The sequence below is a fragment of the Pseudonocardia cypriaca genome (assembly GCF_006717045.1).
GTDB classification, from domain to species: domain Bacteria; phylum Actinomycetota; class Actinomycetes; order Mycobacteriales; family Pseudonocardiaceae; genus Pseudonocardia; species Pseudonocardia cypriaca.
Genome location: NZ_VFPH01000001.1, coordinates 290,495 through 315,484 on the forward strand (window position 1 = coordinate 290,495; position 24,990 = coordinate 315,484).

General features: G+C 72.0%; 21 protein-coding genes and 1 pseudogene. 8 read left to right on the top strand and 14 right to left on the bottom strand.

Annotated features, from left to right (window positions below; genetic code table 11):
• Positions 1-9 precede the first annotated feature (9 nt).
• Together add and FB388_RS01490 are read right to left on the bottom strand one after the other, a co-directional pair.
• Complete coding sequence (add, locus tag FB388_RS01485) at positions 10-1,035, bottom strand: adenosine deaminase (RefSeq protein WP_246121469.1); 1,026 nt, start codon at positions 1,033-1,035, stop codon at positions 10-12.
• 168 nt (positions 1,036-1,203) lie between these two features.
• Positions 1,204-2,211: a LacI family DNA-binding transcriptional regulator gene (locus FB388_RS01490; RefSeq protein WP_142095838.1), complete on the bottom strand. Its 1,008-nt coding sequence runs from the start codon at positions 2,209-2,211 to the stop codon at positions 1,204-1,206.
• A gap of 98 nt (positions 2,212-2,309) precedes the next feature.
• Here FB388_RS01490 and FB388_RS01495 point away from each other — a divergent pair, with 98 nt between their 5' ends.
• From FB388_RS01495 to FB388_RS01505, 3 genes are read left to right on the top strand one after another with little or no spacing between them, the layout of a single operon-like run.
• Entirely contained in the window at positions 2,310-3,602 is a 1,293-nt protein-coding gene (locus tag FB388_RS01495; RefSeq protein ID WP_142095840.1) for an ABC transporter substrate-binding protein, read from the top strand.
• Positions 3,603-3,612: 10 nt separating this feature from the next.
• A complete protein-coding gene (locus FB388_RS01500; protein ID WP_142095843.1) occupies positions 3,613-4,527 on the top strand; it encodes a carbohydrate ABC transporter permease in 915 nt (304 codons plus the stop codon).
• Positions 4,528-4,530: 3 nt separating this feature from the next.
• On the top strand, positions 4,531-5,427 hold the full coding sequence (locus FB388_RS01505; RefSeq protein ID WP_142095845.1) for a carbohydrate ABC transporter permease: 897 nt from the start codon (positions 4,531-4,533) through the stop codon (positions 5,425-5,427).
• Positions 5,428-5,431: 4 nt separating this feature from the next.
• On the opposite strand, the gene FB388_RS01510 is transcribed toward FB388_RS01505, so the two are convergent.
• The gene (locus tag FB388_RS01510) at positions 5,432-6,031 is read right to left on the bottom strand and encodes a helix-turn-helix domain-containing protein (RefSeq protein ID WP_211361713.1); all 600 of its coding nucleotides are present in this window, start codon (positions 6,029-6,031) and stop codon (positions 5,432-5,434) included.
• An 87-nt stretch (positions 6,032-6,118) separates the two neighbouring features.
• Between FB388_RS01510 and FB388_RS01515 the strand changes: the two genes are divergently transcribed.
• On the top strand, positions 6,119-6,664 hold the full coding sequence (locus FB388_RS01515; protein ID WP_142095846.1) for an amino acid synthesis family protein: 546 nt from the start codon (positions 6,119-6,121) through the stop codon (positions 6,662-6,664).
• A 7-nt stretch (positions 6,665-6,671) separates the two neighbouring features.
• Here FB388_RS01515 and FB388_RS01520 read toward each other — a convergent pair whose 3' ends face one another.
• A complete protein-coding gene (locus FB388_RS01520; protein WP_281290372.1) occupies positions 6,672-8,045 on the bottom strand; it encodes a neutral zinc metallopeptidase in 1,374 nt (457 codons plus the stop codon).
• A gap of 67 nt (positions 8,046-8,112) precedes the next feature.
• Here FB388_RS01520 and FB388_RS01525 point away from each other — a divergent pair, with 67 nt between their 5' ends.
• Positions 8,113-9,315, top strand: coding sequence for a glycosyltransferase family 87 protein (locus tag FB388_RS01525; RefSeq protein WP_170225425.1), 1,203 nt, complete (start codon positions 8,113-8,115; stop codon positions 9,313-9,315).
• Between the two features lie 728 nt (positions 9,316-10,043).
• Here the strand turns inward: FB388_RS01525 and glgB are convergent.
• Positions 10,044-12,233: pseudogene (glgB, locus tag FB388_RS01530) on the bottom strand (1,4-alpha-glucan branching protein GlgB); the annotation flags it as partial.
• A 188-nt stretch (positions 12,234-12,421) separates the two neighbouring features.
• On the opposite strand from glgB, the gene FB388_RS01535 reads away from it, so the two are divergent.
• The gene (locus tag FB388_RS01535) at positions 12,422-13,096 is read left to right on the top strand and encodes a hypothetical protein (protein WP_142095852.1); all 675 of its coding nucleotides are present in this window, start codon (positions 12,422-12,424) and stop codon (positions 13,094-13,096) included.
• Here FB388_RS01535 and FB388_RS01540 read toward each other — a convergent pair whose 3' ends face one another.
• A complete protein-coding gene (locus FB388_RS01540) occupies positions 13,097-14,500 on the bottom strand; it encodes a maltokinase N-terminal cap-like domain-containing protein (protein WP_142095854.1) in 1,404 nt (467 codons plus the stop codon).
• A gap of 70 nt (positions 14,501-14,570) precedes the next feature.
• The gene (gene treS, locus FB388_RS01545) at positions 14,571-16,325 is read right to left on the bottom strand and encodes a maltose alpha-D-glucosyltransferase (protein ID WP_142095856.1); all 1,755 of its coding nucleotides are present in this window, start codon (positions 16,323-16,325) and stop codon (positions 14,571-14,573) included.
• A 758-nt stretch (positions 16,326-17,083) separates the two neighbouring features.
• Here treS and FB388_RS39165 point away from each other — a divergent pair.
• Positions 17,084-17,233 (top strand): hypothetical protein, encoded by a 150-nt coding sequence (locus FB388_RS39165; RefSeq protein ID WP_170225426.1) that lies wholly within the window; start codon positions 17,084-17,086, stop codon positions 17,231-17,233.
• Positions 17,234-17,237: 4 nt separating this feature from the next.
• On the opposite strand, the gene FB388_RS01550 is transcribed toward FB388_RS39165, so the two are convergent.
• The 3 genes from FB388_RS01550 to FB388_RS01560 all read right to left on the bottom strand — a co-directional run bounded on the left by FB388_RS01550 (position 17,238) and on the right by FB388_RS01560 (position 20,325).
• Entirely contained in the window at positions 17,238-17,420 is a 183-nt protein-coding gene (locus FB388_RS01550) for a helix-turn-helix domain-containing protein (RefSeq protein ID WP_246121471.1), read from the bottom strand.
• Positions 17,421-17,643: 223 nt separating this feature from the next.
• Positions 17,644-19,659, bottom strand: a complete 2,016-nt coding sequence (locus FB388_RS01555; RefSeq protein ID WP_142095858.1) for an alpha-1,4-glucan--maltose-1-phosphate maltosyltransferase — start codon at positions 19,657-19,659, stop codon at positions 17,644-17,646.
• 96 nt (positions 19,660-19,755) lie between these two features.
• On the bottom strand, positions 19,756-20,325 hold the full coding sequence (locus FB388_RS01560; protein ID WP_170225427.1) for a TetR/AcrR family transcriptional regulator: 570 nt from the start codon (positions 20,323-20,325) through the stop codon (positions 19,756-19,758).
• A 59-nt stretch (positions 20,326-20,384) separates the two neighbouring features.
• Between FB388_RS01560 and FB388_RS01565 the strand changes: the two genes are divergently transcribed.
• Entirely contained in the window at positions 20,385-21,242 is an 858-nt protein-coding gene (locus tag FB388_RS01565; RefSeq protein ID WP_211361714.1) for an alpha/beta hydrolase family protein, read from the top strand.
• Here the strand turns inward: FB388_RS01565 and FB388_RS01570 are convergent.
• The 4 genes from FB388_RS01570 to FB388_RS01585 form a co-directional block, all read right to left on the bottom strand.
• On the bottom strand, positions 21,211-21,621 hold the full coding sequence (locus FB388_RS01570) for a PPOX class F420-dependent oxidoreductase (protein ID WP_142095862.1): 411 nt from the start codon (positions 21,619-21,621) through the stop codon (positions 21,211-21,213). The two genes, FB388_RS01565 and FB388_RS01570, sit on opposite strands and share 32 nt — an antisense overlap.
• A gap of 9 nt (positions 21,622-21,630) precedes the next feature.
• On the bottom strand, positions 21,631-22,926 hold the full coding sequence (locus tag FB388_RS01575; RefSeq protein WP_142095864.1) for an MFS transporter: 1,296 nt from the start codon (positions 22,924-22,926) through the stop codon (positions 21,631-21,633).
• Between the two features lie 76 nt (positions 22,927-23,002).
• A complete protein-coding gene (locus FB388_RS01580) occupies positions 23,003-24,397 on the bottom strand; it encodes an MFS transporter (protein ID WP_142095866.1) in 1,395 nt (464 codons plus the stop codon).
• Between the two features lie 87 nt (positions 24,398-24,484).
• Positions 24,485-24,922, bottom strand: a complete 438-nt coding sequence (locus FB388_RS01585; RefSeq protein ID WP_246121473.1) for an RrF2 family transcriptional regulator — start codon at positions 24,920-24,922, stop codon at positions 24,485-24,487.
• Between the last annotated feature and the right edge of the window lie 68 nt (positions 24,923-24,990).

Consider the following 24,990-nt stretch of genomic DNA (forward strand, 5'->3'; position numbering starts at 1 on the left):
GCCGCTCGATCACGCGTGGGCGGCCTCGACCCGGTCGATCTCCGCGATGATCTCGTCGCGGAGGGCGGGCGGGCAGAAGGCGGCACGGGCTCCGGTGCGGGCGATCTCCGCCAGCTCGGCGATGCCCATGTCGAAGACCTCGTGGCAGAGCAGGTACTCGGCGTTGAGGTCGGTGTGGAACATGCCGGGGTCGTCGGTGGCGAGGGTCACCGGGACGCCCGCGGCGACGAGCGCGGGCAGCGGGTGTTCCGCGATGTCGCGGACCGCCGCGGTGCGCAGGTTCGACGTCGGGCAGACCTCGAGCGGGATGCCGTGCTCGGCGAGGTGCTCGAGCAGCCGCGGATCCCCTGCGGCGCCGATCCCGTGCCCGATCCGCTCGGCGCCGAGCTCGGTGACCGCCGCCCACACCTCGTCGGGGCCGACGGTCTCCCCGGCGTGCGGCGCGCTGTGCAGGCCGGCCTCGACGGCGCGGCGGAAGGCGGGCGCGAAGTCGGCCCTGCGCACCCCCAGTTCCGCCCCGCCCAGGCCGATGGCGACGGTGCCCTCCGGGCGGTGGTCGACGGCGAAGTCGACGGTCTCCTCGGCGCCCTCCGGGCCGAGTGTGGCGTCGGCGTCGAAGACCCAGCCCAGCTCCACGCCGTGCCGTTCGCGGGCCAGCGCCCGGCCGTCCGTGAGGGCCGCTGCGAGGTCGGCGTAGCCGATCCCGGCCATGTGGTTGCGGACCGGTGCGACCTGCACCTCGGCGTAGCGCACGGCGCGGGTGGCCAGTTCGGCGGCGAGGCCGTCGAGCAGGGTGACGACGTCGGCGCCCGTGTTGACCAGCAGGTTCACCCGGCGGTAGACGTCGAGGAAGTGCGGGAAGTCGGTGAACGCGTAGAACCGGCGCAGCTCGTCGCGGTCGGTGGGGACGCCGCCGTCCGGGTGGCGGCGGGCGAGGGTGAGCACGGTGTCGAGCGAGGCGGAGCCGACCAGGTGCAGGTGCAGCTCGACCTTGGGCAGGGCAGCGACGAACGCCGCCACGGATGACGGGGACACGGGAGGGACCTCTCGGGAGAGCGGGACGGGGGCGGTGACGGTGAGCGCGTTGCGCTCCTACCAGTCGGCGTCGCCCCGGTCGTAGCACTGCCCGTACAGCGGCCGCCGTAGCAGCTCGGCCGTCCGGAGATCCACATCCGACAGCCTGCCTCGCCGCCCGGCATCGGGTCAAGCCGGGCTGGTGCTCCCCCGGGGCACGAGCGTGTGGGCGCCGTGGAGGTAGGCCCGGGGCGGTGCGCCGTCCACCACCTCGAGCAGCCGGCGAGCGGTGTGCGCTCCGTACGCCATCCAGTCGTGCGCGAGCGCGGTGATCGCGGGGTGGGTGAGGCGGCACAGCGCCGAGTCGCCCCAGGAGACGACCGACAGCTGCCGGGGCACCTCGATGCCCATCTCGCCCGCGACCGCCAGCCCGGCGACGGCCATGACGTCGTTGTCGTAGACGATCGCCGTTGGCCGCTCGCGCCGGGCGAGCAGCAGCCGGGTGGCGCGGGTGCCGTCCTCCCCGGAGTAGTCCGACTGCTGCACGACCTCCTCCAGCCCGAGCCGTTCCGCAGCGGCGCGGAACGCCTGCGTGCGCTGGACGGTGTGGCGCAGCCGCTCCAGACCGGCGACGCGGCCGATGCGGCGGTGGCCGAGCGCGGCCAGGTACTCGACGATCTGGGTCATGCCGGCGACCTCGTCGGTCCAGACGCAGGTGACGCCCGGGTGGTCGCGCGCGTCGCCGACCACGACGAACGGCAGACCCATCTCCTGGAGCGGGGCGAGCCGGTCGTCGTCGTCGAAGAGGTCGACGACGATCGCGCCGTCGACCTGGCGGGCCCCCTGCCAGCGCGCGCAGGTCTTCAGCCCGGCGGCGTGGTCGGGCACGAGTTGCAGCAGGAGGGCCGTGTCCCGGCTGGAGAGCTCCTGTTCGAGCCCGCTGATGAACCCCATGAAGAACGGTTCGAGACCGAGCGTGCGGGCCGGACGGGCGAGCACGAGCCCGACGACGCCCGCCCGAGCCCCCGACAGCACCCGCGCGGCGTTGTTGGCGGTCCAGCCGAGCTCCTCCGCGATGGCGAGGACGCGCGCCTGGGTGGCCGGCGAGACCCCGCGGCGGCCGTTGAGGGCGTAGGACACGGCGGCCTTGGACACGCCTGCCCTTGCCGCGATGTCGGAGATGGTCGGACGGTGCATCGGGAAGAAGGTTATCGGTTTCTGACGGCCGGACCACTTGACCGGTTAATCTGCGTGCTCCTACGTTGGCCGGGCGGACTCCAACCCGAGGAGCAGCCTTGAGATCGACGACGATCGCGTCCCTCGCCGCAGTAGCGGCGCTCACGCTCGCCGCCTGCGGTGGAGGCGGGAGCTCCGGGAGCTCGGGAGCGGGCGGCCCGATCTCGGGCGAGATCACCGTGCTCACGCACCGCACGGACATCGTCGACACGGTCTTCGCCGACTACGAGCGGCGCTTCAAGGAGATCCACCCGGACGTCGAGGTCGAGTTCGAGGCGATCACCGACTACGACGGTGAGGTCCGGATCCGGCTGAACGCGCAGGAGTACGGCGACGTGCTGATGCTCCCCGACGCCGTCACGAAGGACCAGCTCCCACAGTTCTTCGAGCCGCTCGGCACCCTCGAGGAGATGAGCCGGAAGTACCGGTTCGCCACCGAGAAGGCCTACGAGGGCCAGGTGTACGGCATCGCGATCACCGGTAATGCGAACGGGTTCGTCTACAACAGGCGGATCTGGCAGCAGGCAGGCGTCACGGAGGCGCCGAAGACGCCGGATGAGTTCATCGCGGCGCTGCAGGCGATCGCCGACCGCACCGATGCGGTCCCGCTCTACACGAACTACGCCGACGGGTGGCCGCTCGGCGCGCAGTGGGCGGGCCACCGCGGCGGGATCTCGAACAACCCGGACGCGGTGAACGAAATGGCGACCACGGACGCGCCGTGGACGCCCGGCAGCGAGCTTTACGTCATCGACTCGCTGCTCTTCGACGCCGTGCAACGAGGGCTCACCGAGCCGGACCCGACCACCACGGAATGGGAGCTGTCCAAGCAGCTGCTCGGCACCGGCCAGATCGCCACGATGAACCTCGGTTCCTGGTCGATCGTGCAGATGCGGGAGGCAGCCCCGAACCCCGACGACATCGGGTACCTGCCGTTCCCGGTCCAGGTCGACGGGAAGTTCCACTCGGTCATCGCGGGCGACTTCAAGCAGGGCATCAACGTCCATTCCGACAACAAGGCCGCCGCACGGGCATGGGTGGACTGGTTCGCCGACCAGTCGAACTACGCCACCGACCAGGGCGGCATCTCGCCGCTGCTGAACGGGCCGGAACCCACGACGCTGAAGGACTTCGCCGATCTGGGGGTGGAGTACTTCGAGCTCACGCCGGAACCGCCGGGCAAGGAGGGGCTGGTGGACCGGATCGACGACGAGTCCGAGATCGGTGTCACCGAGCACCTGTACCGGCAGCGCCTCGTGGACGCCGCTCGTGGCGCGCGCCCGGAGACGAAGGAGCAGATCTTCGCCGAGCTGAACCAGCGGTGGGCCGCGGCCCGCGCGGAGACCGACTGAGCGCCGCATCATGCCGCTCACGCAGACGCCGCGCGCGGGGTGGAGGGGGTCGCGCATCGCACACGCGTTCCCCCGGAACCTGACGCCCTGGCTGTTCCTGCTCGTCCCGCTCGCGCTGCTGGCGCTTTTCACGTACGTGCCGGTCGGGACGATGCTCTACTACAGCCTCACCGACTGGGACGGCCTGCGCCGCAACGCCGACTTCGTCGGCCTGGAGAACTACGTCGAGATATTCACCAGGCCGGAGCTGTTCGAGGTCTTCCTCGTGAGCCTCTACTACTTCGGTGCGTCGTTCGTGCAGATCGCGCTCGCGCTGTACTTCGCGACGGTCCTGAGCTTCAAGGTGCGGTTCGCGAACCTGTTCAAGGGGATCCTGTTCTTCCCGTACCTGGTCAACGGGGTCGCGATCGGGTTCGTGTTCCTGTACTTCTTCCGCCCCGACGGTGTGCTCGACACCGTGCTGGCGCTGCTGGGCGGGGAAGGGCTGACACGGCAGTGGCTCGGCGATCCCGCGGCGGTGAACTACTCGCTCGCAGGTGTGTCGGTATGGCGCTACACGGGGCTGAACTTCGTGCTGTTCCTCGGCGCGATCCAGTCGATCCCGGGCGAACGCTACGAGGCCGCCGAGCTCGACGGCGCCAACCGCTGGCAGCAGTTCCGCTACATCATCCTGCCCGGGATCCGGCCGGTGCTCGGGCTGATGTTCATCCTCGCGGTGTCCGGGGCGCTTTCGGTCTTCGAGATCCCCTACATCATGACCGGCGGCGCGAACGGCAGCGAGACCTTCGTCATCCAGACGATCAACACGCGGTTCAAGTTCAACGACTTCGGGCTCGCGTCGGCGATGGCCGTGGTGCTGCTCGGCATCGTCCTGCTGGTGACGTGGGTGCAGCGGCGCCTCGTGCCCGAGGAACGGGAGAGCTAGCCGATGTCCACGACCGTGACCCGCCCAGCCACGTCCGGCCGGGCGCCCGCTGCGCCCCGGCGACGCCCGCGGACGTTCGGGCGCAGGGCCGGGCGGGCGACGACCTACCTCGCGCTGGTGCTCGCGAGCCTGGTCACGCTCGTCCCGCTCGTCGTGATCGCCATGGCCTCGCTGAAGACGGGTGCGGAGTTCCGGGCCGAAGGCCCGTTCGACCCACCTCGGACCTGGCTGAACCCGGACAACTTCGTGCGGGCTTTCACCGACGGCAAGATGCTGCGGGCCTTCGGCAACACCGCGATCATCCTGGTGGTCTCGGTGGCCGGCACCGTGCTGATCGGGTCGATGGTGGCCTACGCGATCGACCGCTTCCGGTTCCGCATGCGGGGCGCCGTACTCGGTGCGTTCCTGCTGGCCGCGCTCGTGCCCGGGGTCACCACGCAGGTGGCGACTTTCCAGGTGGTGGAGCGCCTCGGCGTGTTCAACAGCATGGCGGCGCCGATCCTGCTGTTCACGGGCACGGACATCGTGTCGATCTACATCTTCCTGCAGTTCATGCGCTCGATCCCGCACGATCTCGACGAGGCCGCCACGCTCGAGGGGGCGAACCGGTTCACCATCTACTGGCGGATCATCCTGCCGCTGCTCAAGCCGGCGATCGCCACCGTCGTGATCGTGAAGGGCGTCGCGATCTACAACGAGTTCTACATCCCGTTCCTCTACATGTCGTCGCGCGAGCTCGGCGTGATCTCCACGTCGCTGTTCCGGTTCCAGGGGCCGTTCAGCGCCGAGTGGGAGGTGATCTCGGCGGGCGTCGTGATCGTGATCCTGCCGACGCTGGTGGTGTTCCTGCTCCTGCAGCGCTGGTTCTACAACGGGATGACCGCGGGCGCGGTGAAGTAGGCGCTCAGGCGAGCGCGTCCACGTCGACGACGACGATGTAGAAGACTGCGGCCTCCGTGTCCGACGGGTTGTCGAACCGGTGTGCGTGATCGGCGCGGAAGTAGATCGAGTCGCCGTGGCCGAGCTCGTACCGGTCGTCGTCGAGGACCAGGTGCAGGCGCCCAGCAGCGACCGTCAGCACCTCCTGGACGCCCGGCCGGTGCGCGGGGAAGGTGTCCGAGCTCTGGCCGGGCGGGAGGTGGTTCACCGCGAGGTCCACGGCGCCCGCGATCCGCGGCGCGAGCGAGCGGCGCTCGAACCCGGTGCCGGGCACCCGGAAGACCGGCTGCTCCGCGGCCGGCAGGACGACGACGTTCTCGCTCGGCGTCGCTGCCGGGCGGCCGCCGACGAGCTGGGAGATGCTCACCCCGAACCCCTCGGCGATCCGGCCGAGCACCGGCACCGTCGGCGCCGCGGTGCCGAGCTCGATCTTGGACAGCATCGCTCTGCTGACCCCGGTGACCTCCTCGGCGCGCCGCAGCGACCAGCCGCGCTCCTCGCGGAGGAGGCGGATCCGCGCGCCGAGCCGACGGCCGTCGGGTCGGGGAGAAGCCGGGACGGGCACGACGAGACGTTACTGCGTCCTCGTTCGGAGACGGGTTTGCCGCGGACTTCTTGTGTGCCGCGAGCACGCGTGTCTACTATCTGAGACATGCCTGATCCGGCCGACCTGCGGAAGCTGACCGTCCTCCACGAGGAGGTACCCGCCGACGGGCGCAGGCTCGACCGGCCGTTCCGCCACGCGGTGGCCGCCGCGGTGTTGCGCAACCCGTGGCACGGGCAGGGGTACGTCGCGGACCTGCAGCCGGTGGTCGCCGACCTGGCGCCCTGGCTCGGCCGCCGGCTCGGGGCCGCGGCCGTCGAGGCGCTCGGCGGCTCCGGCTCGGTCGCGGCGTTCGGGAAGATGGCAGCCGTCGGGCTCGACGGCGAGTACGAGCACGCCGCGGCCCTGATCCACACCACGCTCTTCGGCGACGAGGTCCGCCTGCTGGTCGACGGGTCGGCGTGGATGGTGGGCAACCAGCGGATCTGCCCGCCCGGTACGCCGCTCGACGTGCCCATGGCGCACAAGACCGACGCGAAGTCGCAGCTCCACTACCACACCGCGACGCTCGTGATCGCCGACGCTCCCCGGCCGGACGAGATCGTCGTGGCCGTCGCCGTCGCATCCGGGGAGCGTCCGGGCGCGCGGATCTGACGGGGGATCAGCCGCAGGCGCCCGGCCCCTCGAGCAGCCCGGTGCGAAACCGGCCGATGCGCTCGAACCCGTGGTCGGCCGGGTCGGACACGCCGGCGGCGTCGCGGGCCACCCAGTCGGCGGCGAGCAGCACCTGCACGGCCTCGTCGAGGTCCCCGGGGGAGAGCTGGAAGCCGTCGGCGGCGTCGAACAGCCGTCCGGTGTAGGCGCCGGTGAGGCAGGTGGTGGCGGCGCCAGCAGGCCTACCCACTGGTGACTGCCCGCCTGCGTCGAGCATGGCGAGGCCGTAGCGACCTGCCACGACGGTGGCCGCCGCGAAGTCACCGACCTCGTCGTGGAGCCCTTCGAGCGCGGCCACGTCGACCGCGACGCCGCCGTCGTCCCGGCAGTAGGCGGCCGGCCCCTGCGCGGCCAGCTCCGGGACGGGGCAGGCGCCGCCGGTGGAGAGCTGCGGCGGGTCCCAGCCGGGGGCGAGGCCGCCGAAGAACTCCGCCGCGTCGCGCTCGACGAACGCGAGCAGCTCCCGCAGCGGGAGGTTGCCGGCCCTGGCCAGATCGGCCTCTGAGGCGAACCGGCGCTGCGTGAACGGCCGGTTGTCGATGGTCATCCCGGCACAGAGCGTTGCGCCCTCGTTCCAGCCGTCCTGGAACGCGGAGACCCGGTCGAAGGCGTTGCCGTGGGCGGACTCGTCGCTCGCCGCTACGCCGATCGGGTCGCGGAATCCGACGAGCGCCTGCATCGCCCGGTCGCGCTCCTGCAGGCCGACGGGGAGGCCTGCGACCGGCTCCTCGGCGAAGCGGGCGAGCGCGGCGCCCGCGTAGCAGTCGGCCATCGACTCCAGCAGGATCGTGGGAAACCGCTGCGGGTCGCGACTCTGCTCGGCGTCCACCCCGAGCCGGTTCTGCACGGCGTGACCCACCTCGTGCGCGAGGACCACGGCCACCCCGACCGGGCCGAACCGCTCGTGCAGGGCCGGGATCAGGCCGTCGGCGTCCCACGCGACCACATCGGCGGCGGGGCAGTAGAAGGCCTGGTCGGCCACGTCGGCGGTGCGGTTGACGCACGGGGGTGGCGGGGCGGCCGGGTCCTGCACCTCGACCGGGATGAACGTGCTGATGTCCCGCCACTCGCGCCCGAACGCAGCGGGAAGCTCGGCGCGCCAGAAGTCCTGCAGCGCCCGCGTGGTGGCGTCCGCGACCCGGCCCGGGGGATCGGCCTGGGCCGCGATCGCCCGCGTGGCAGGCGCGGACGCGGCGGCCGGTGTCGGTTGTGCGCTTCCCGAGACGACCTGGCTGCAGCTCGCCAGGACCAGGACCGCGACGACGAGGGTGGCGACGAGAGTGGCGGCCCGGCCGATCGGTGCTGACACGGCCCCCATCATGGCCTGCCGGCCCGTTGCGGGGGAGCGGTTCGGCCGAACACGTGCGGGCCGGATAGCGTCAAGCAGCGTGTCCCTGCTGAACCGAGGGCCCGACCAGGCCCCACCCGCATCGCGCGAGAGCGTCGTCACGCTGCGGCGGGTGGTGTCCGGTCTGCTCGTGCTGGCGTCGCTCGTCACGACAGTGGTCCTGCACGTCCGGCACCCCGACGCGCTGGTCACGATGCTGCCCGCGTCCGACATGCGCGACCTGCACGTCGACTTCGACACGTTCTGGCACTCCGCCGTCGCTCTCGTGGCGGGCGAGGACATCTACGACACGCCCGCGAAGCTGACCAACCTCAACCCGCCGCTGCTCACCGCGCTGCTGGTGCCGTTCGCCTGGCTGGACGCGCTCACCGCCTACCGGGTGTTCATGGTCCTCACGCTGGTCCTGGTCGCAGGGTCGGCGCTGGCGGTGGCCCGCGAGCTGCGGCTGTCCCGCACCGCCACCGCGCTGGCCCTCGTCGCCGTGCTGGCCTCCTCCCCGCTGCACGGCACGCTCGTGCTCGGCCAGATCTACCCGCTGCTGCTCGTGGGGCTCGTCGCGGGCTGGATCGCCGAGCGGCGGGGGCGGCCGGTGCTCGCGGCCGCCCTCTACGGCGTCACGGTGGCGCTGAAGCCGTCCCTCGCGCCGATCCTGCTGCTGCTGGCCGTCCAGCGCCGCTGGGTGCCGCTGCAGGCCGGTATCGCGTCCGCGGTGGTCGCCACCCTCGCCGGTGTGCTCGTCGCCGGACCGTCCAGCGCGATCGAGTGGCTGAAGATCGCCTTCTCCGAGCCGGTGCCCGACACCGTCGACAACGCTTCCCTGCCGGGCCTCGCGGTGCGGTTCGGCGTCCCGTCGGTGTTCGGCATGCTCGCGGGACTGGCCGTGCTCGTCGGCACGCTGGTGTGGATCGGGCGCAACCGGGACCGGATCGACCCGGCCGGCACCGCGCCGTGGGCGGTGCTCGCGGCCGGGCTGCTGTTCTCCCCGATCGCCTGGCACAACTACCTCATGCTGCTGTTCCCCGGCGCGCTCGCGCTCGTGCCGCTCGGGCTCGGTGCGCTCACGGCGGCCGGGCTGGCCCTGGCGGTGATCCCGGTGTCCTGGAACGCCGACTGGCCGCCCCATGGCGTCGAAGCCGCCATGGGGCGCTCCCTCTACTGCGCGATCCTGGTCGGCTACTGGGCGGTGCTGCTGTCGTCGTCCGTGCGGTCGGCGGCCGAGGAGCGCGTGGCGTCGCCCAGCTGAACCTCGGGCGTCGGCGGCGCCTCCTCAGGGGCATCGGCGGCGACCGGGGCTGCCGGGCCGTCCTCGAGCACGGTGTCCTCGCCCGGCGCAGGGCTGTCCGGCACGGCCTCGTCCCGCTCGTCCTCGTCGGACGTGGCGCCGGAGACCGTGGGCAGCTCGCCGGTGTCGGCCGAGGCGGGGTCGGGGCTCACCGCTGCAGGCGCGGCGGTGCCACCGGCCCGAGCCGAGCTCCACGGCGCGGCGTCCCACGTGGTGTCACCCGCGGCCGGCAGGCCGTTCTGCGCGGCCGGCGAGGCGGCGGTGGCGTCGGCGGGCTCGGTGGCCGGACGGGTCACCGGCGCGCTCGTACCCGCGCCGGTGGCGGCAGGCCCGGCCACGGCCGACGGCCGCTGCGGCGCGTCGGACGACGGGACCTGCGCGTCCAGATCCGCGTCGCCCGCACTCCGGCTGGGAGACGACTCCGCCGCCGGCGCGCGCTCCGACGCATCCGACGCGGGCACCTCGGCCGCCATGTCGGGCTCGTCGGCCGCTGGTCCCGCCGGGGCGGGCTCCGTGGTGGTCGCCGAGGGCGGTGCTGTTGGCGGTGCAGCGGGCGGCGGCTCGGTGGCCGGCGCGGTCGGCGGCGCGGTGAGCGCCGCGCTCGGCGTCTCGGCCTTCGGTGTCTCGACCTTCGGCGTCTCGGCCTTCGACCCAGCGGCGGCGCGGCGGCGCACCGCACCGGCACCGGGTTCGGGCACGAGCCACAGGACCCCGGCGGGCGGGAGCTGTAGGACGGCGGACGCGGGGCGCCCGTGCCACATCGTCCGCTCGGCCTCCACGGCGCCCAGGTTGCCGACGCCGGAGCCGCCGTAGATCTGGGCGTCGGTGTTGAGCACCTCGCGCCACCGGCCGGGGAAGGGCAGCCCGACGCGGTAGTCGCGCTTGGGGCTGCCGGAGAAGTTGGCGATGCACGCGAGCACGGTGGGCCTGCCGTCGGCGTCGACCCCGTGGCGCAGGAAGCTCAGGACGTTGCCGGAGGCGTCGTTGGCGTCGATCCAGGAGAAGCCCTCGGGCGTGGAGTCCTTCGTCCACAGCGCCGGGGTGGCGCGGTAGGCCCGGTTGAGGTCACCGACCAGGGTCTTCAGGCCGCCGTGCAGCGGGTCGTCGAGCAGGTGCCAGTCGAGCGACCGGGACTCCGACCACTCCCGCTCCTGGCCGAACTCGCCGCCCTGGAACAGCAGCTGCTTGCCCGGGTGCGCCCACATGTACGCGAGCAGCGCGCGCAGGTTGGCGGCCTTGTTCCAGGCGTCGCCGGGCATACGCGTCCACAGCGAGCCCTTGCCGTGCACGACCTCGTCGTGCGACAGCGGCAGCACGAAGTTCTCGCTGAACGCGTACATCAGCGAGAAGGTCATCTGGTTGTGGTGGTAGCCCCGGTAGATCGGGTCGCGCCCGGCGTAGTCGAGCGTGTCGTGCATCCAGCCCATGTTCCACTTGAACCCGAAGCCCAGCCCTCCCAGGTGCGTGGGGCGGGTGACGCCGGGCCACGCCGTGGACTCCTCGGCGATCGTGATGACGCCGGGGTGGTGGCGGTAGACGGTGGCGTTCATCTCCTGCAGGAACGCCACCGCGTCGAGGTTCTCGCGCCCGCCGTGGACGTTGGGCAGCCACTGGCCCTCTGGGCGGGAGTAGTCGAGGTAGAGCATGCTCGCCACGGCGTCGACGCGGAGGCCGTCGATGTGGAACTGGTCGAGCCAGTAGAGGGCGTTGGCGACGAGGAAGTTGCGCACCTCGCGGCGGCCGAAGTCGAACACGAGCGTGCCCCAGTCGGGCTGCTCGCCGCGGCGCGGGTCGGCGTGCTCGTAGAGGGCGCTGCCGTCGAACTTGGCGAGCGCCCACTCGTCGCGGGGGAAGTGCCCGGGCACCCAGTCGACGATGACGCCGAAGCCCCGCTGGTGCAGGTGGTCGACGAAGTAGCGGAAGTCGTCGGGCGTGCCGAAGCGGGCGGTCGGCGCGTAGAAGGAGGTGACCTGGTAGCCCCAGGAGCCGCCGAACGGGTGCTCGGCCACCGGCAGCAGCTCGACGTGGGTGAAGCCCATCTCGCCCAGGTAGTCGGCCAGCTCGTCGGCGAGCTCGCGGTAGCCGAGCCCGGGACGCCACGAGCCGAGGTGCACCTCGTAGACGCTCATCGGCTCCGCGTGCGCCTGGCGCAGCGCGCGCGCCGCCATCCACTCCTCGTCGCCCCACTCGTGGGTGGAGACGTCCACGATCGATGCGGTGGCGGGCGGGACCTCGGTGCGGAAGGCGAGGGGGTCGGCCTTGTCGCGCCAGCGCCCGTCGCGGCCGAGGACGCGGAACTTGTAGCGGGTGCCGGGCTCGATACCGGGGACGAACAGCTCCCAGACCCCCGAGCTGCCGACCACGCGCATGGGGTGGGCCCAGCCGGACCAGGCGTCGAAGTCGCCGGTGACGCGGACGCCCTGCGCGGTGGGCGCCCACACCGCGAAGCTCGTGCCGGTGACGGGGCCTGCGGGGGTGTCGTAGCTGCGCACATGGGCGCCGAGGACGTCCCAGAGCCGCTCGTGGCGGCCCTCGCCGATCAGGTGCAGGTCGATCTCACCGAGCGTCGGCAGCCAGCGGTAGGGGTCGTCGACGACGTCGACCCGGTCGCCGTAGTGCACGGCGAGGCGGTAGTCGGCGGGCGGCCCCGGCACGACGCCCGAGAACAGGCCGGAGTCGTGCACCCTGGCGAGCGGGATCCCCTCCCCGCCCTCGCGCACGACCTCCACACCGTCGGCGTGCGGGCGCAGGACGCGCACCACGGTGCCGTCCTCGTGCGGGTGCGCCCCGAGGACCGAGTGCGGGTCGTGGTGCGTGCCGCCGAGCAGCCGGTCGATCGTGTGCGGGTCCGGCGGGCACGGGTCGATTCGCTGGCTGATCGTCTGGGTCCGGTTCTCCTCACGATCCACGGGCGCACCTTAATGCGCCCGCCCGAAGGTCGCCGACCCTGGGAGCAACTATCCGATCACCGAGCGCCAGGACGGGGGCTGCGGCACGGTGGCCATACTCCGGTTGGACCGCAGCACGGCCACCGTGCCGCGGTCAGGACGCGCGATCGGGAGGCCGGATGTGGGCGCGGGTGCTCTTCGGGGGGATCTTCGCCGTGGTGCTCGCCCTGGTGGTCGGGGTGTCCGTGGCGTTCCCCGCCGTCGCGGCCACCACCTGCCCCGGCTGCTACGGGCTCGAACGGGTGCGGCCGGGCCTGCACGTCGAGCCGGGCCTCGCCGCGGTGCAGCGTGCGCAGGTGACCGCAGCCGTCGACGAGGGCAGGCGGCGGGTCGTGGCCTTCTTCGGGGACCTGCGCAGCACCCCCGATTTCCTCGCCTGCCTCACCGACTCCTGCTACGCCCGGATCGGCGGTGGCGGTGAGCGCGGGATCGCGGTGCTCAACCGGGCGGTGATGCTGTCGCCCCGCGGGATCGACCCGGTGATCGCCGCGCACGAGCTCACCCACGTCGAGCTGCACGCCCGGCTCGGAACGGGATCGGTGCCGCAGTGGTTCGACGAGGGGCTCGCGGTACTCGTCTCGGACGACGCGCGCTACCTGCGGCCGGGGGGCGACCGCTGCCTCGTCGAGCCGGCCGGGCCACTGCCGGAGACCCTCGACGGCTGGCTGCGTGCCGCGAGCGCCGACCCGCGGGTCTACGCGCAGGCCGCCTGCGCGGTGAGCCGCTGGACGACGACCGGCGACGTACACGCACTCGTCGCGGATCTCGCGGCGGGTGGGACGTTCCCGCGCTGATCAGACCCCGGCGTCCGACTGCGCCTTGGTGGTGAGCCGCCTGATCGAGGCCAACGGGATCGCCGCCCACGCCGGGCGGAACCGGCTCTCGTAGACCACCTCGTACACGGCCTTGTCCAGCTCGAACGCCCGCAGCAGTACCGCGTGCTCGCGCGGGTCGGCGCCCGCACGCAGGGTGTAGCCGTCGCAGAACGCGGAGCGGTTGCGCTCGGCCCACTCCCTGGCCCGCCACACCAGCTGGGACTCGTGGTCGGGGTCGGTCCAGTCACCCGACTCGTCCCATTGCGCGAGCTGGTGGAACGCGGCGTAGTCGAACGAGCGGAGCATGCCCGCGATGTCACGCAGGGCGGAGTCCGGCCGGACGCGCTCGGCGAGCGGGGCCGCCGGCTCGCCCTCGAAGTCGAGCACCAGCCAGCCGCGGGGTGTGCGCAGCGTCTGCCCGAGATGCAGATCGCCGTGCACGCGCTGGGTGGGGAGGGGACCGGGGAGCGCGGCCACGGCGTCGTGGATCGCGTGGATCTGCTCCGCGTGCCGGGCGAGCGCCGGTACCTCGGCGACGGATGCGGCCAGCCGGTCGTGCCAGGCCTGGGCCAGTGCGCGCGGATCGGCCTCGCCGGTGGTGAGCGCCTCGCGCAGCTCGGCGTGCACCACGGCGATCGTCTCACCGAGACGGGACGCCTCGGCGGCGAAGTCACCGCCCACCTCGTCGGCCCGCAGGTCGCCCTCGGCGAACAGGTCACGCACGCTGGCCTGGGCCATGGCCCAGCCGTCTGCGGAGTTCGCGGCGAAGTCCTGCAGCATCCCGAGGGTGACCGGCTCCCCGTGGAGGACGCCCTCGATCGCACCCTGCAGGGCCGCTACCTCGGTGCTGCCGACCGACCGGAGTGCTCGATGCAGCTCGAGGTCCGGGTTCACCCCGGGCAGCACCCGCCGGAACAGCTTGAGGATCGACCGCTCGCCCCACGAGACGGACGTGTTGGACTGCTCGACCCCGAGCACCCGGCCGGGGACCCCCTCGGCGATCTCCGCGCCCGGCTCCGGGACGAACCGGAGCTCGCCGACGGTGCGTCCGTTGCGGATCGCGTCGAGCAGCCACTCGGTGACGGCGGTGTCCCACAGTCCGTCGTAGGCGACCAGCCCGCCGACCGCCCCGATCACGACGTGCTCCAGCTCGCCGCGCGGGTGCTCGCGCCTGCCGACGAGGAGCTGGTAGTGCTGCACCGGGGCCTCGTCGGCGAAGTCGACGGCGAGGAGCACGTGGTCGAGGAGGGGCTCCCCTTCCGGGCACAGCGGTGTGGTGGACGCGATCGCGACGGACCGGATCTTCCGGCCCTTCGCGGCGAACCAGCGCTGTTTCGGCAGCCACTCGCGCAGCAGCTCGGGGAGCTCCTCACCGAGACTCATCGTGCGGCTCCGCTCCGCTCCGCCGACGCTTCGCCAGGACGCTGTATCGATGATTCGCTCGCAAGCTCGCTCATTGAGCCTCCTCCACCGATTTCTTGATCGAGAACCAGTAGAAGCCGTGCCCGGGCAGGGTGAGCAGGTAGGGCAGCTCACCGATGCGGGGGAAGGGCACACCACCGGTCAACTCGTGGGGTCGGCAACCCTGCCACGCCGAGAGGTCCAGTTCCACCGGCTGGGGGAAACGCGACATGTTGTTGACGCACAGCACCACGTCGTCGCCGTGCGAGCGGACGTAGGCGAGCACGGACGGGTTCGTGCCGCCGAGCTCGTGGTACTCGCCCAGCCCGAACGCGTGGTGCCGCTTGCGCACCTCGATCATGTGCCTGGTCCAGTGCAGCAGCGAGGTGGTGCTGTTGAGCTGCGCCTCGACGTTGACGGCCTGGTAGCCGTAGAGCGGGTCCATGATCAGCGGCAGGTACAGCCGCCCGGGGTCGCAGGTGGAGAAGCCCGCGTTGCGGTCCGGCGTCCACTGCATCGGGCTGCGCACGGCGTCGCGGTCGCCGAGCCAGATGTTGTCGCCCATGCCGATCTCGTCGCCGTAGTACAGCACCGGCGAGCCGGGCAGCGAGAGCAGCAGGGCCGTGAACAGCTCGAGCTGGTTGCGGTCGTTGTCGAGCAGCGGGGCCAGCCGGCGGCGGATGCCGATGTTGGCCTTCATCCGCGGGTCCTTGGCGTACTCCGCGTACATGTAGTCGCGCTCTTCGTCGGTGACCATCTCGAGCGTCAGCTCGTCGTGGTTGCGCAGGAAGATGCCCCACTGGCAGCCCGAAGGGATCGCGGGCGTCTGGGCCAGGATCTCGGAGATCGGGAAGCGGTTCTCCCGGCGCACCGCCATGAAGATGCGGGGCATCAGCGGGAAGTGGAACGCCATCTGGCACTCGTCGCCGCCGCTGTCGGGGTCGCCGAAGTACTCGACCACGTCCGACGGCCACTGGTTGGCCTCCGCCAGCATCACGCGGCCGGGGTACTCGACGTCCATCACCTTGCGGCAGCGCTTGAGGAACTCGTGCGACTCCCGCAGGTTCTCGCAGTTGGTGCCCTCGCGCTCGAAGAGGTAAGGGACGGCGTCGAGCCGGAAACCGTCGATGCCCAGGTCCAGCCAGAACCGCAGGACCTCGATCATCGCTTCCTGCACGGCCGGGTTGTCGTAGTTCAGGTCCGGCTGGTGGGAGAAGAACCGGTGCCAGTAGAACTGCCCGCGGATCGGGTCGTAGGTCCAGTTCGACGTCTCGGTGTCGACGAAGATGATCCGCGCGTCCGGGTAGCCGGAGTCGTCGTCGGCCCAGACGTAGAAGTCGCCGTAGGGGCCCTCGGGGTTGCGCCGCGACTCCTCGAACCACGGGTGCGTGTCGGAGGTGTGGTTCATGACGAGGTCGGTGATGACCCGGATGCCCCGCTTGTGGGCCTCGTCCAGGAGCACCACGAAGTCGTCGACCGTGCCGAACTCGGGCAGCACCGCGCGGAAGTCGCGGATGTCGTAGCCACCGTCGCGCAGCGGCGAGTCGTAGAACGGCGGCAGCCAGAGGCAGTCGACACCGAGCCACTGGATGTAGTCGAGCTTCTCGGTCAGGCCGCGCAGGTCGCCGGTGCCGTCCCGGTTGGAGTCGGAGAAGGCCCGGACGAGCACCTCGTAGAAGACTGCCCGCTTGAACCAATCATGATCGACGTCGAGCGGACGCGCATGCTCGAAATCCTCGGACGAGGTCTCGACGAGCTGGTCGTCTTCGGTGTGCCGGGTCTCAGTGGCCGAGGTGTCGGTCGACATGGGCGTATCGCGTTCCTACCGGGCGGGGACGGATGGCGGAGGGGGCACCCGGCCAGTCTTACCGGGCGAAGGGCCCGGGCGCAGGACGTGGCTCGGCGGCTGCGTCGGAGCGTAGCTCCCGCCGTCGCGGAGGTCGGGGGCAGCCACCTCAGACGAGTCGCGCACCGCGCCCATAGGCTCACTGCGTGTGACGGATTCGGCGGTGCCCCGCCGGACCCGTCCGTAGACCGGATGGACGGTGCGCACCCCCGTCCGCAGGAGGACCCTGGACCGCCCCTCGAACGGAAGGAGCGGGCCGTGTTCGTACAGGTGTTCCAAGGGCAGGTCAGCGACGCGGAGCAGGTCCGGCAGTCGGTCGAGGACTGGCTCGAGCGGCTCGCCCCCGGCGCCGATGGCTGGCTGGGCAGCACGATGGGCGTGACCGACGACGGTCATCTGGTCGGTGTCGCCCGCTTCGAGTCGGCGGAGGCCGCACGCCGCAACAGCGGGCGGGCGCAGCAGGGCGAGTGGTTCTCGGGCCTCGAGAAGCTGTTCCCCCAGGGCGTGGAGTTCCACGACTGCAGCGAGGTGTTCGTCGCGCGCCAGGGCGGCTCGGACGACGCCGGGTTCGTCCAGGTCATGCAGGGACGGACGCAGGACGCGGCCCGGCTGCGCGAGATGACGTCGAGCCTCGATCAGGACTACCCGGACATGCGACCGGACCTGCTCGGCTACATCACCGCCCTGCACACGACCAGGACGGCGCCTTCACCCAGGTCATGTACTTCACCTCCGAGGAGGAGGCGAGGGCGGGCGAGCAGGGCGGGATGCCCGCCGAGGCGGCCGAGGTGCTGCGGGCGGCGATGGAGCTCATCCAGGACATGCGCTACCACGACCTGCGGGAGCCGTGGCTGCATTCGCCGCGTTGACCGGCTAGCTCTCGCGGGGGCGCAGCGCGCGCATCTGCGCTTGAACCTCTTCGAGGCTCCAGCGGTGGTGGCCGCCCGGCGTGGTGTAGGCGGGGGTGATCTTGCCGTCCCGGTGGTAGCGCTGGATCGACTTCACGGACAGGCGCAGCGCTCGGGCCAGCTCCGTGGTCGTCAACAGCTCGGACACGCTCCGAACGGTAGGCGGATGCTGGCGCTGCCTCCCGGCTAGGGCTCTAGCCCGCGACCGAGCGGCAGCGGGCTCGTGATCGTCGGAAGTGGTGAGGACGCGTCAGATGTGTCGCACTCACACCACTCGCGGCGATCACGGCGCGCCCGGCCGCCGCTGGCCGCCGATCCGTGGGGCGCCGTGCTGCTCGAGTCGATCTTCGGCCGCCCGGATCGCCAGCTGCTCAGCGACGCGGGTCCACCTGGACCCGTGAAAGGCCGTCAGCCGACGGGCGTTCGACGCGGAAGACGTGCGCCACGTTCCGCCACGGCTCCAGCCGCACGTAGTTGTGCTGGCCCCACTCGTACGTCTCGCCGGTGATCTCGTCGTGCACCGTGATGCGGTCGTCCCAGTCGGCGCGCAGCGCGGGCATGTCGAGCGAGGTGGTGCCCTCCTGCGGGTGGAACGAGTCGAGCGTGCAGACGACGAGCACGGTGTCGCCGGTGAGCGGGTCGGTCTTGGAGTAGGCGATGATCGAGTCGTTGTCGACCTCGTGGAAGTGCAGGTCGCGGAGCTGCTGCAGCGCAGGGTGGGCGCGGCGGATCTCGTTGAGCCTGCCGAGGTAAGGCTCGAGCGAGCGGCCCTCGTTCAGGGCGCGGGCGTAGTCGCGGGGGCGCAGCTCGTACTTCTCGGAGTTCATGTACTCCTCGCTGCCGGGCCGCACGGGCTGCGACTCGAACAGCTCGAACCCGGAGTACACGCCCCAGGTGGGCGCCAGCGTGGCCGCCAGTGTGGCGCGGATGGCGAACATCGCGGGCCCGCCGGTCTGCAGCGACTCGTGCAGGATGTCCGGCGTGTTGACGAAGTAGTTGGGCCGGCACTCGTCGGCGCGCTCGGCGTGCATGAGGGCGAAGTCGGTGAGCTCGGCCTTCGTGGTGCGCCACGTGAAGTACGTGTACGACTGCGTGAAGCCCAGCCGCCCGAGCCCGAACAGCCTGGCCGGGCGCGTGAACGCCTCGGCGAGGAACAGCACGTCCGGGTAGCGGGACTTGACCTGCCAGATCAGCCAGTGCCAGAAGTTCGGCGGCTTGGTGTGCGGGTTGTCCACCCTGAAGATCCGCACACCGTGCTCGACCCAGTGCAGCACCACCCGCAGCGACTCGGCGTAGATCCCGGCCGGGTCGTTGTCGAAGTTGACCGGGTAGATGTCCTGGTACTTCTTCGGCGGGTTCTCCGCGTAGGCGATGGTGCCGTCGGGGCGGACGGTGAACCACTCCGGGTGCTCGGCGACCCACGGGTGGTCGGGGGCGCACTGCAACGCGAAGTCGAGCGCCACCTCCATGCCCAGGTCGCGGACCCGGTCGACGAACGCGTCGAAGTCCTCGAGGGTGCCCAGCTCCGGCTCGATGGCGTCGTGGCCGCCGTCGGCGGATCCGATCGCCCACGGCGAGCCGACGTCCCCGGGTCCCGCGTTGACGTTGTTGTTGCGGCCCTTGCGGTGCATCGTGCCGATGGGGTGGATCGGCGGCAGGTACACCACGTCGAAGCCCATCGCGGCGACGCGGTCGAGCTCCTTGGAGGCGGTGACGAACGTGCCGTGGATCGGGCGGCCCTGCTCGTCGACCCCGCCGGTGGAGCGCGGGAAGAACTCGTACCAGGAGCCGAAGAGGGCCCGCTCGCGGTCGACGTAGATCTGCTGCGGCCGGCCCCGCGTGATGAGCTCGCGGACCGGACGCTCGGTCATGATCTTCTCGACGGCGGGGAAGAGCGCGGGCGCCACGCGCGCGTGCAGCGGGAGCGCGGTGTCGCGCAGCGCGTTGGCCGCGCCGAAGAGCAGGTCGCGGTGGGGGCGCTCGCCGGGGCGGCGACCCACCCGCTGCAGCAGCCGGGCGCCGACCTCCAGGTCGTTGGCCAGCTCGTCGGCGCCCTGCCCGGCCGACATCTTGACGGTGACTGCGTGCCGCCACGTGGACCACGGGTCGCTCCACGCGTCGACGCGGAAGGTCCACAGGCCTGGCTCGTCGGGCACGACGGTGGCGGCGAACCGGTCGCTGCCGCTGCCCACCGGTGTCATGCGCACGTGGTGGGCCGCGCCCTGGCTGCCGATCCGGCGCCAGACGACGTTGGCCGCCACCGCGTCATGGCCCTCGCGCCACACCGTGGCCGTGATCGGGACGACCTCTCCGACGACGGCCTTGCTCGGATGACGCCCGCCGCTCACCGTGGGAGTTACGTCATCGATACCGAGCCGACCGGTCATCGGCACACCCCCAGTTGCACGCCCGTCGCGGAAGTCACAAAACTACCTACCCGATCTGCGTGGCATCAGAACGGGGCGCCGGCGTTCACCCGATGGTCACCCGGTCGACCCAATGATGCCGGTGATCAGCCAGCGGAGGCCGCGTTCGAAGGCGGCCCGCAGCTCCGAAGGGGGGAGCGGCCGCTCGTCCGGCGCCCCGTCGAAGGCCGCGAAGCCGATCGTGTAGACGATCAGCACGCGCAGGGCCTCGCGCGCCGGGTCGCCGGTGATCCCGGCCGCGGACAGGTGCTCGAGCGCGACCGCGCCGAGGCGTTGCGCGTTCTCGCCGCGCGCCCCCTGGCGGGCGAGGAAAGCCGGCACCAGCTGCGGGTGGCGGGTCAGGACGGCGTGGGTGGACGTCATCAGCCGGTGCACCGCGTCACCGGGGTCGTCGCCCTCTCCCGGTTCCGGGACCTCCACCTGCGCGAGCACCCGGTCCAGCACCCCGTCCACCAGCTCCGTCTTGTCCGCGACGTGGCTGTAGAGCGCGTTCGGCGCGACGCCCAGCCGCTGGGCGACGGCGCGCATCGTCACGCTGCCGCGCTCGGCGAGCAGGTCGGTGGCCGCGTCGAGCACGCGGTCGCGGCTCAGGCCGGCGCGCTGGCCGGGACCTCGGGTGGGCTGCACCTTGCGAACTGTACAGTGTCCAGCTAATATTGGACACGGTACAGTTCAGAGGAGGGGTCATGACCGTCGAGACCGCCATCACCGGCACCGCCGCGGGAGTCCCGTTCGTCGCCGTACCTCCGACCGGCGGCGCTGCCGACGCCCCCGTGGTCCTCGCGTGGCACCTGATGGACCCGCCGCGCACCGAGGCGGCGCTGGCGGCGGCGCTGCCGCTCGCGGGCCTGGAGGCGTGGCGGATCTACCTCGGCCTGCCCATGCACGGAGCCCGTTTCCCCGGGGGTGGCGTCGACGCGCTGATGCAGCTCGGCTTCGCCGACGCGGTGCTGAACCTCTACGGACCGATCAGCGCGCAGGCGGCCGAGGAGTGCGGGCCGGCGTACGTCGAGCTGCGCGAACGGTTCGGCTTCCGGGACGGGCCGGTCGGGGTGCTCGGCGGGTCGCTGGGATCGGCCGTCGCGCAGCTCGTGGTCGCCGGTGGTGCGTTCGACGTCGCCGCGGCGGTGCTGGTCAGCCCCGTGTCGCAGCTGGAGGCGGTCGTGGCGACGGTGGGCAGGATGCTCGGCGTCGACTACCCGTGGTCGGAGCCCTCGCTCGAGGTCGCGCGGCGGATGGACTTCGTGGCGCGGGCCGGCGAGGTGGCGACCTGCCCGGCGACCCTCTTCGTCGTGGGCGAGGAGGACGACGAGCAGGGCTTCCGCGAGCCGGCGACCCGGCTGCGCGCCGAGCTGGCGCGGCGGGAGGTCGTGACCGGCCTCGTCGTCGTACCGGGGATGGGGCACGCGTTCGCGGAGGAGCCGGGCATCGAGCCCGCACCGCAGCTGCCCGCCGCCGCGGAGGTGGACCGGCTCGCGGTCGACTGGTTCGCCCGGTACCTCCGCCCGAGTCTCAGCCGGAGCGGTCCGGGCCTGCCCGGGTGAGCTCGATCCGCAGCAGCACCCGCTGCTCCCGCTGCATCGCCGCGCGGTAGTCGTCCCAGTTGTCGTGCTCGCCCGAGACGCGCCGGTAGTAGTCCACGAGGCCGTCCATGGCGTCCGGCAGCGGGACGATCTTCGTGCGGCCCTCGATCTGCACCCAGCGCCCGAAGAACCCGTCCGGCAGGACGCACAGCCACGAGCGCGGGTCCCGGCGCAGGTTGCGCACCTTGAGGGCGGTCTCCCGGGTGCTCACGAGCACGCGTCCCCCGTCGTCCACGGCCACCAGCACCGGTGACATCTGCGGGGTGCCGTCGGCCCGGAGCGTGGCGAGCACCGCGCGGTGCTGCTCGCGGACGACCTCGCGCGCCTGGTCGAGATCCATCGGGTGAGCCTATTGCTTCGTCGGCTGCCGCGCGGCCAGTCGGCCGGCGGCGTAGGCCCCGATGCCGGTCACCGCGACCATGGCCGTCAGGTAGACCGACACCCCCCACACCCCGGCGGGGGAGGCGATGATCAGCGTCGCGATGATCGGTGCGAGCGCGCCTCCGGCGAACGCGCCGAACTGGTAACCGATCGACGCGCCGGTGTAGCGCACCTCGACGGGGAACGCGCCCGCGGCGACGGCGGCCGCCGGCCCGTACATCGGTGAGCCCGAGATGCGGGCGAAGAACATGGCGACGAAGACGAGCGCCGGGATCCCGGTCGCCATCACCGGGAGGAAGAAGACCGCGGCGACCCCGGCGACCACGGCGCCGTACACGATCATCCGGTGCCGGCCGAAGGTGTCGGACCTCGCCGAGAAGTACAGCGAGAGCGGGACCTCGACGATCGCGCCGACGATCACGGCGAGGATCAGGAAGGTGTTGGCGATGCCGAGGGCGGTGGTCCCGTACTGGATCGCGAACGTGGCGGCCATGTACCCCATCGCGCTGATGCCGGAGAAGATCGCGGTCCCGCAGAGCACCTCCCGCCAGTGGTCGCGCACCACCGACACGATCGGCAGCTGCATCGGGGTCGTCTCGCGAGCGGCGGCGAACTCGGGGCTCTCGGTGATCTTCAGCCGGACCCAGAGCCCGACGACGACCAGGAGGGCGCTGATCAGGAACCCGATCCGCCAACCCCAGGCCATGAACTGCTCGTTCGGCATCGCGGCGGCGAGCACCAGGAAAGCCAGGTTCGAGGTGATCAGCCCGAGCGGGACGCCGAGCTGGGGGAACGCGCCGTAGAAGCCGCGGCGGGCCTCCGGTGCGTGCTCGACCGAGATCAGCACCGCCCCACCCCACTCACCTCCCACCGCGAGGCCCTGCGCGATGCGCAGCACGACGAGGAGGATCGGGGCGGCCGCGCCGATCTGGTCGTATGTGGGGAGCAGCCCGATCAGGAACGTCGCGACGCCCATCGTCACCAGCGTGGTGACGAGCGTCATCTTCCGCCCGATCCGGTCGCCGATGTGCCCGAAGATGACGCCGCCGAGCGGGCGCGCGACGAACCCGACGGCGAACGTGCCCAGCGTGGCGAGGGTGCCGGCGAGCGGTGACGCGCCGGGGAAGAACTGGCTGCGGAACACGATCACCGCTGCCAGCGCGTAGAGGAAGAAGTCGTACCACTCGATCGTCGTGCCGACGAGGCTGGCGAGCGCCACCTTCCGCACGTCGGTGGGGGTGGGCTGCGCGGTCGACGCGGACATGGGCACTCCCGGTGACGCGGCGGGCCTGGGGTGGCAGAACCGTGCCCGGTGCCCGTTCCGCGCGGCATCGCCCCTTTCACGAGGCGGAAGCCGGACGCATTCGGAACGCCACGACCAGCGCGAACGCCGCGACCACGGCCATGGCCAGGAAGGCGTCGGAGAACGCGGCTCCCGCGTGGCCGACGTACAGCGGGTTGACCGCGGCGGCGGCGCTCTGCTCGCGTGCGCTCACCAGCACCCCGAAGAGGGCCGGGCCGGTGCCGGCGCCGAGGAACTGGGCGCCCTGGAGGATCCCGAGTCCGACGCCGACCTGGTCGGGGGGCAACGCGCTCGCCGCGGCGCTGATGATCGGGGTCAGCACGAGGAGGAAGCCGAGGCTGAGGCCGAGGACCCCCACCCCCGCGGGGGCCACTCCCGTGACGCTCGAGAGGAACAGGGCGAACAGGAGCATCGCGGTGAGGCCGATCAGCACGAGCGGTCGGGCGCCGACGCGGTCGGCCGTGCGGCCGACGAGTGGGGAGAGGACGGCGACGCCGACGCCTGCCGGGATCATCACGAGGGCACCCGCCCCCGGAGCGAGCCCGTTGACGTCCACCAGCAGCAGCGGGACGAAGACCAGCGCGCCGAGGTTGACGACCATGGCGAGGAACGCGACGCCGACCGAGGTGCGGAAGACCCGGTTGGCGAACAGCGCGGGCGGGACGAACGGCTGCGCGACGCGGGCGGTGCGCCACCCGAAGAGCGCGAGCGCTCCGACCGCCACGGCGAGGCTGCCCCAGGACGACGGCGCGGTGACGCCTGCGACCTGGACCTGGGTGATGCCGAAGAGCAGCAGCCCGGCGCCGAGGCCCATGAGGATCCCGCCGAGCAGGTCGAACCGGCGCGCGCCCGCCGGGAGCTCGTCCGGGAGCACCCGCCACGCCGCGGGGAGCAGCACGAGCGCGACCGCGAGCATGAGCCAGAACAGCGCGGGCCACCCGAACAGCTGCCCGATCCCGCCACCGAGTGCCGGCCCGGCCGCGGTGCCGACGCCGGCGGCCGCGGAGACGACACCGATGCCCGTCCCGCGCCGGTCGGCGGGCAGCAGCCGGGTGACGGCGATGATCGACAGCACCGGTATCGCGGCAGCGCCCACCCCCGTCCCGATCCGCCCGAGCACGAGGACGGGCAGGTTCGGGGCGAGCGCGCAGACCAGGCTGCCCGCCGCGTAGACGAGCAGGGCGAACGCGAACAGGCGCCGGAGGCTCACGCGGTCGGAGATGCGGCCGTAGAGCGGGATGCCGATCGAGAACACCAGCAGGAAGCCGGTGACGACCCACGCGAGCTCGGCCTCGGAGGCCCCGAACTGCGCGCCGATCGCCGGGAGCATGAGGTTGACCATGTCGCTGGCGACGACAGTGGCGAGCAGCGCCGGCGTGAGCACCGCCAGCAGGGTGAGGCCGGACCCGGTCCGTCCGGTCGTGGATGTCATCCGCGTACCTCCGTTTACTGCCACTCAAATAGTTACAGTTTGGGCATGGGTGTACGGCGGAGGACCGTCGCCTCCGCCGTGCTCCGGCTAGTGGGTCAGCTCGCGTTCGCGGGCCAGCGTCTGCTGGACCAGGTGCTCGACGGTCGTGCGTCCGAGCCGCACTTCCATGGCGTGCTCCGCTGCGCGGAACTCGGCCTCGAGCACGGCCTGCATGTGCCGCCCGACCTCGCACGCGTCACTGGGCGGATGGGCGTGCCGGGACAGGACCGGCCCCTCCTCCACCGCCGCGAACGCGTCGTAGAGCGTGATCTCCCGGGGCTTGCGGGCGAGGGTCCAGCCGCCGCCACGCCCCTCCGTGGACAACACGAGGCCTGCATCGCGCAGGCTGCCGAGGATGCGCCGCACCAGGACCGGGTTGCTCGCCAGGCTGTCTGCGATCTCCGCCGAGGTGAGCGAGCGGTCGTTCCAGCGACCCAGCATGGTGAGGGCGTGGATCGCGACCGCGCTCCTGCTGCTGAGACCCACGTGACCCCTCCGCTCGAACTGCAACCAAGCTAGTTACAGACCGCGCGCCCTGTCAATCATGGTGCGGC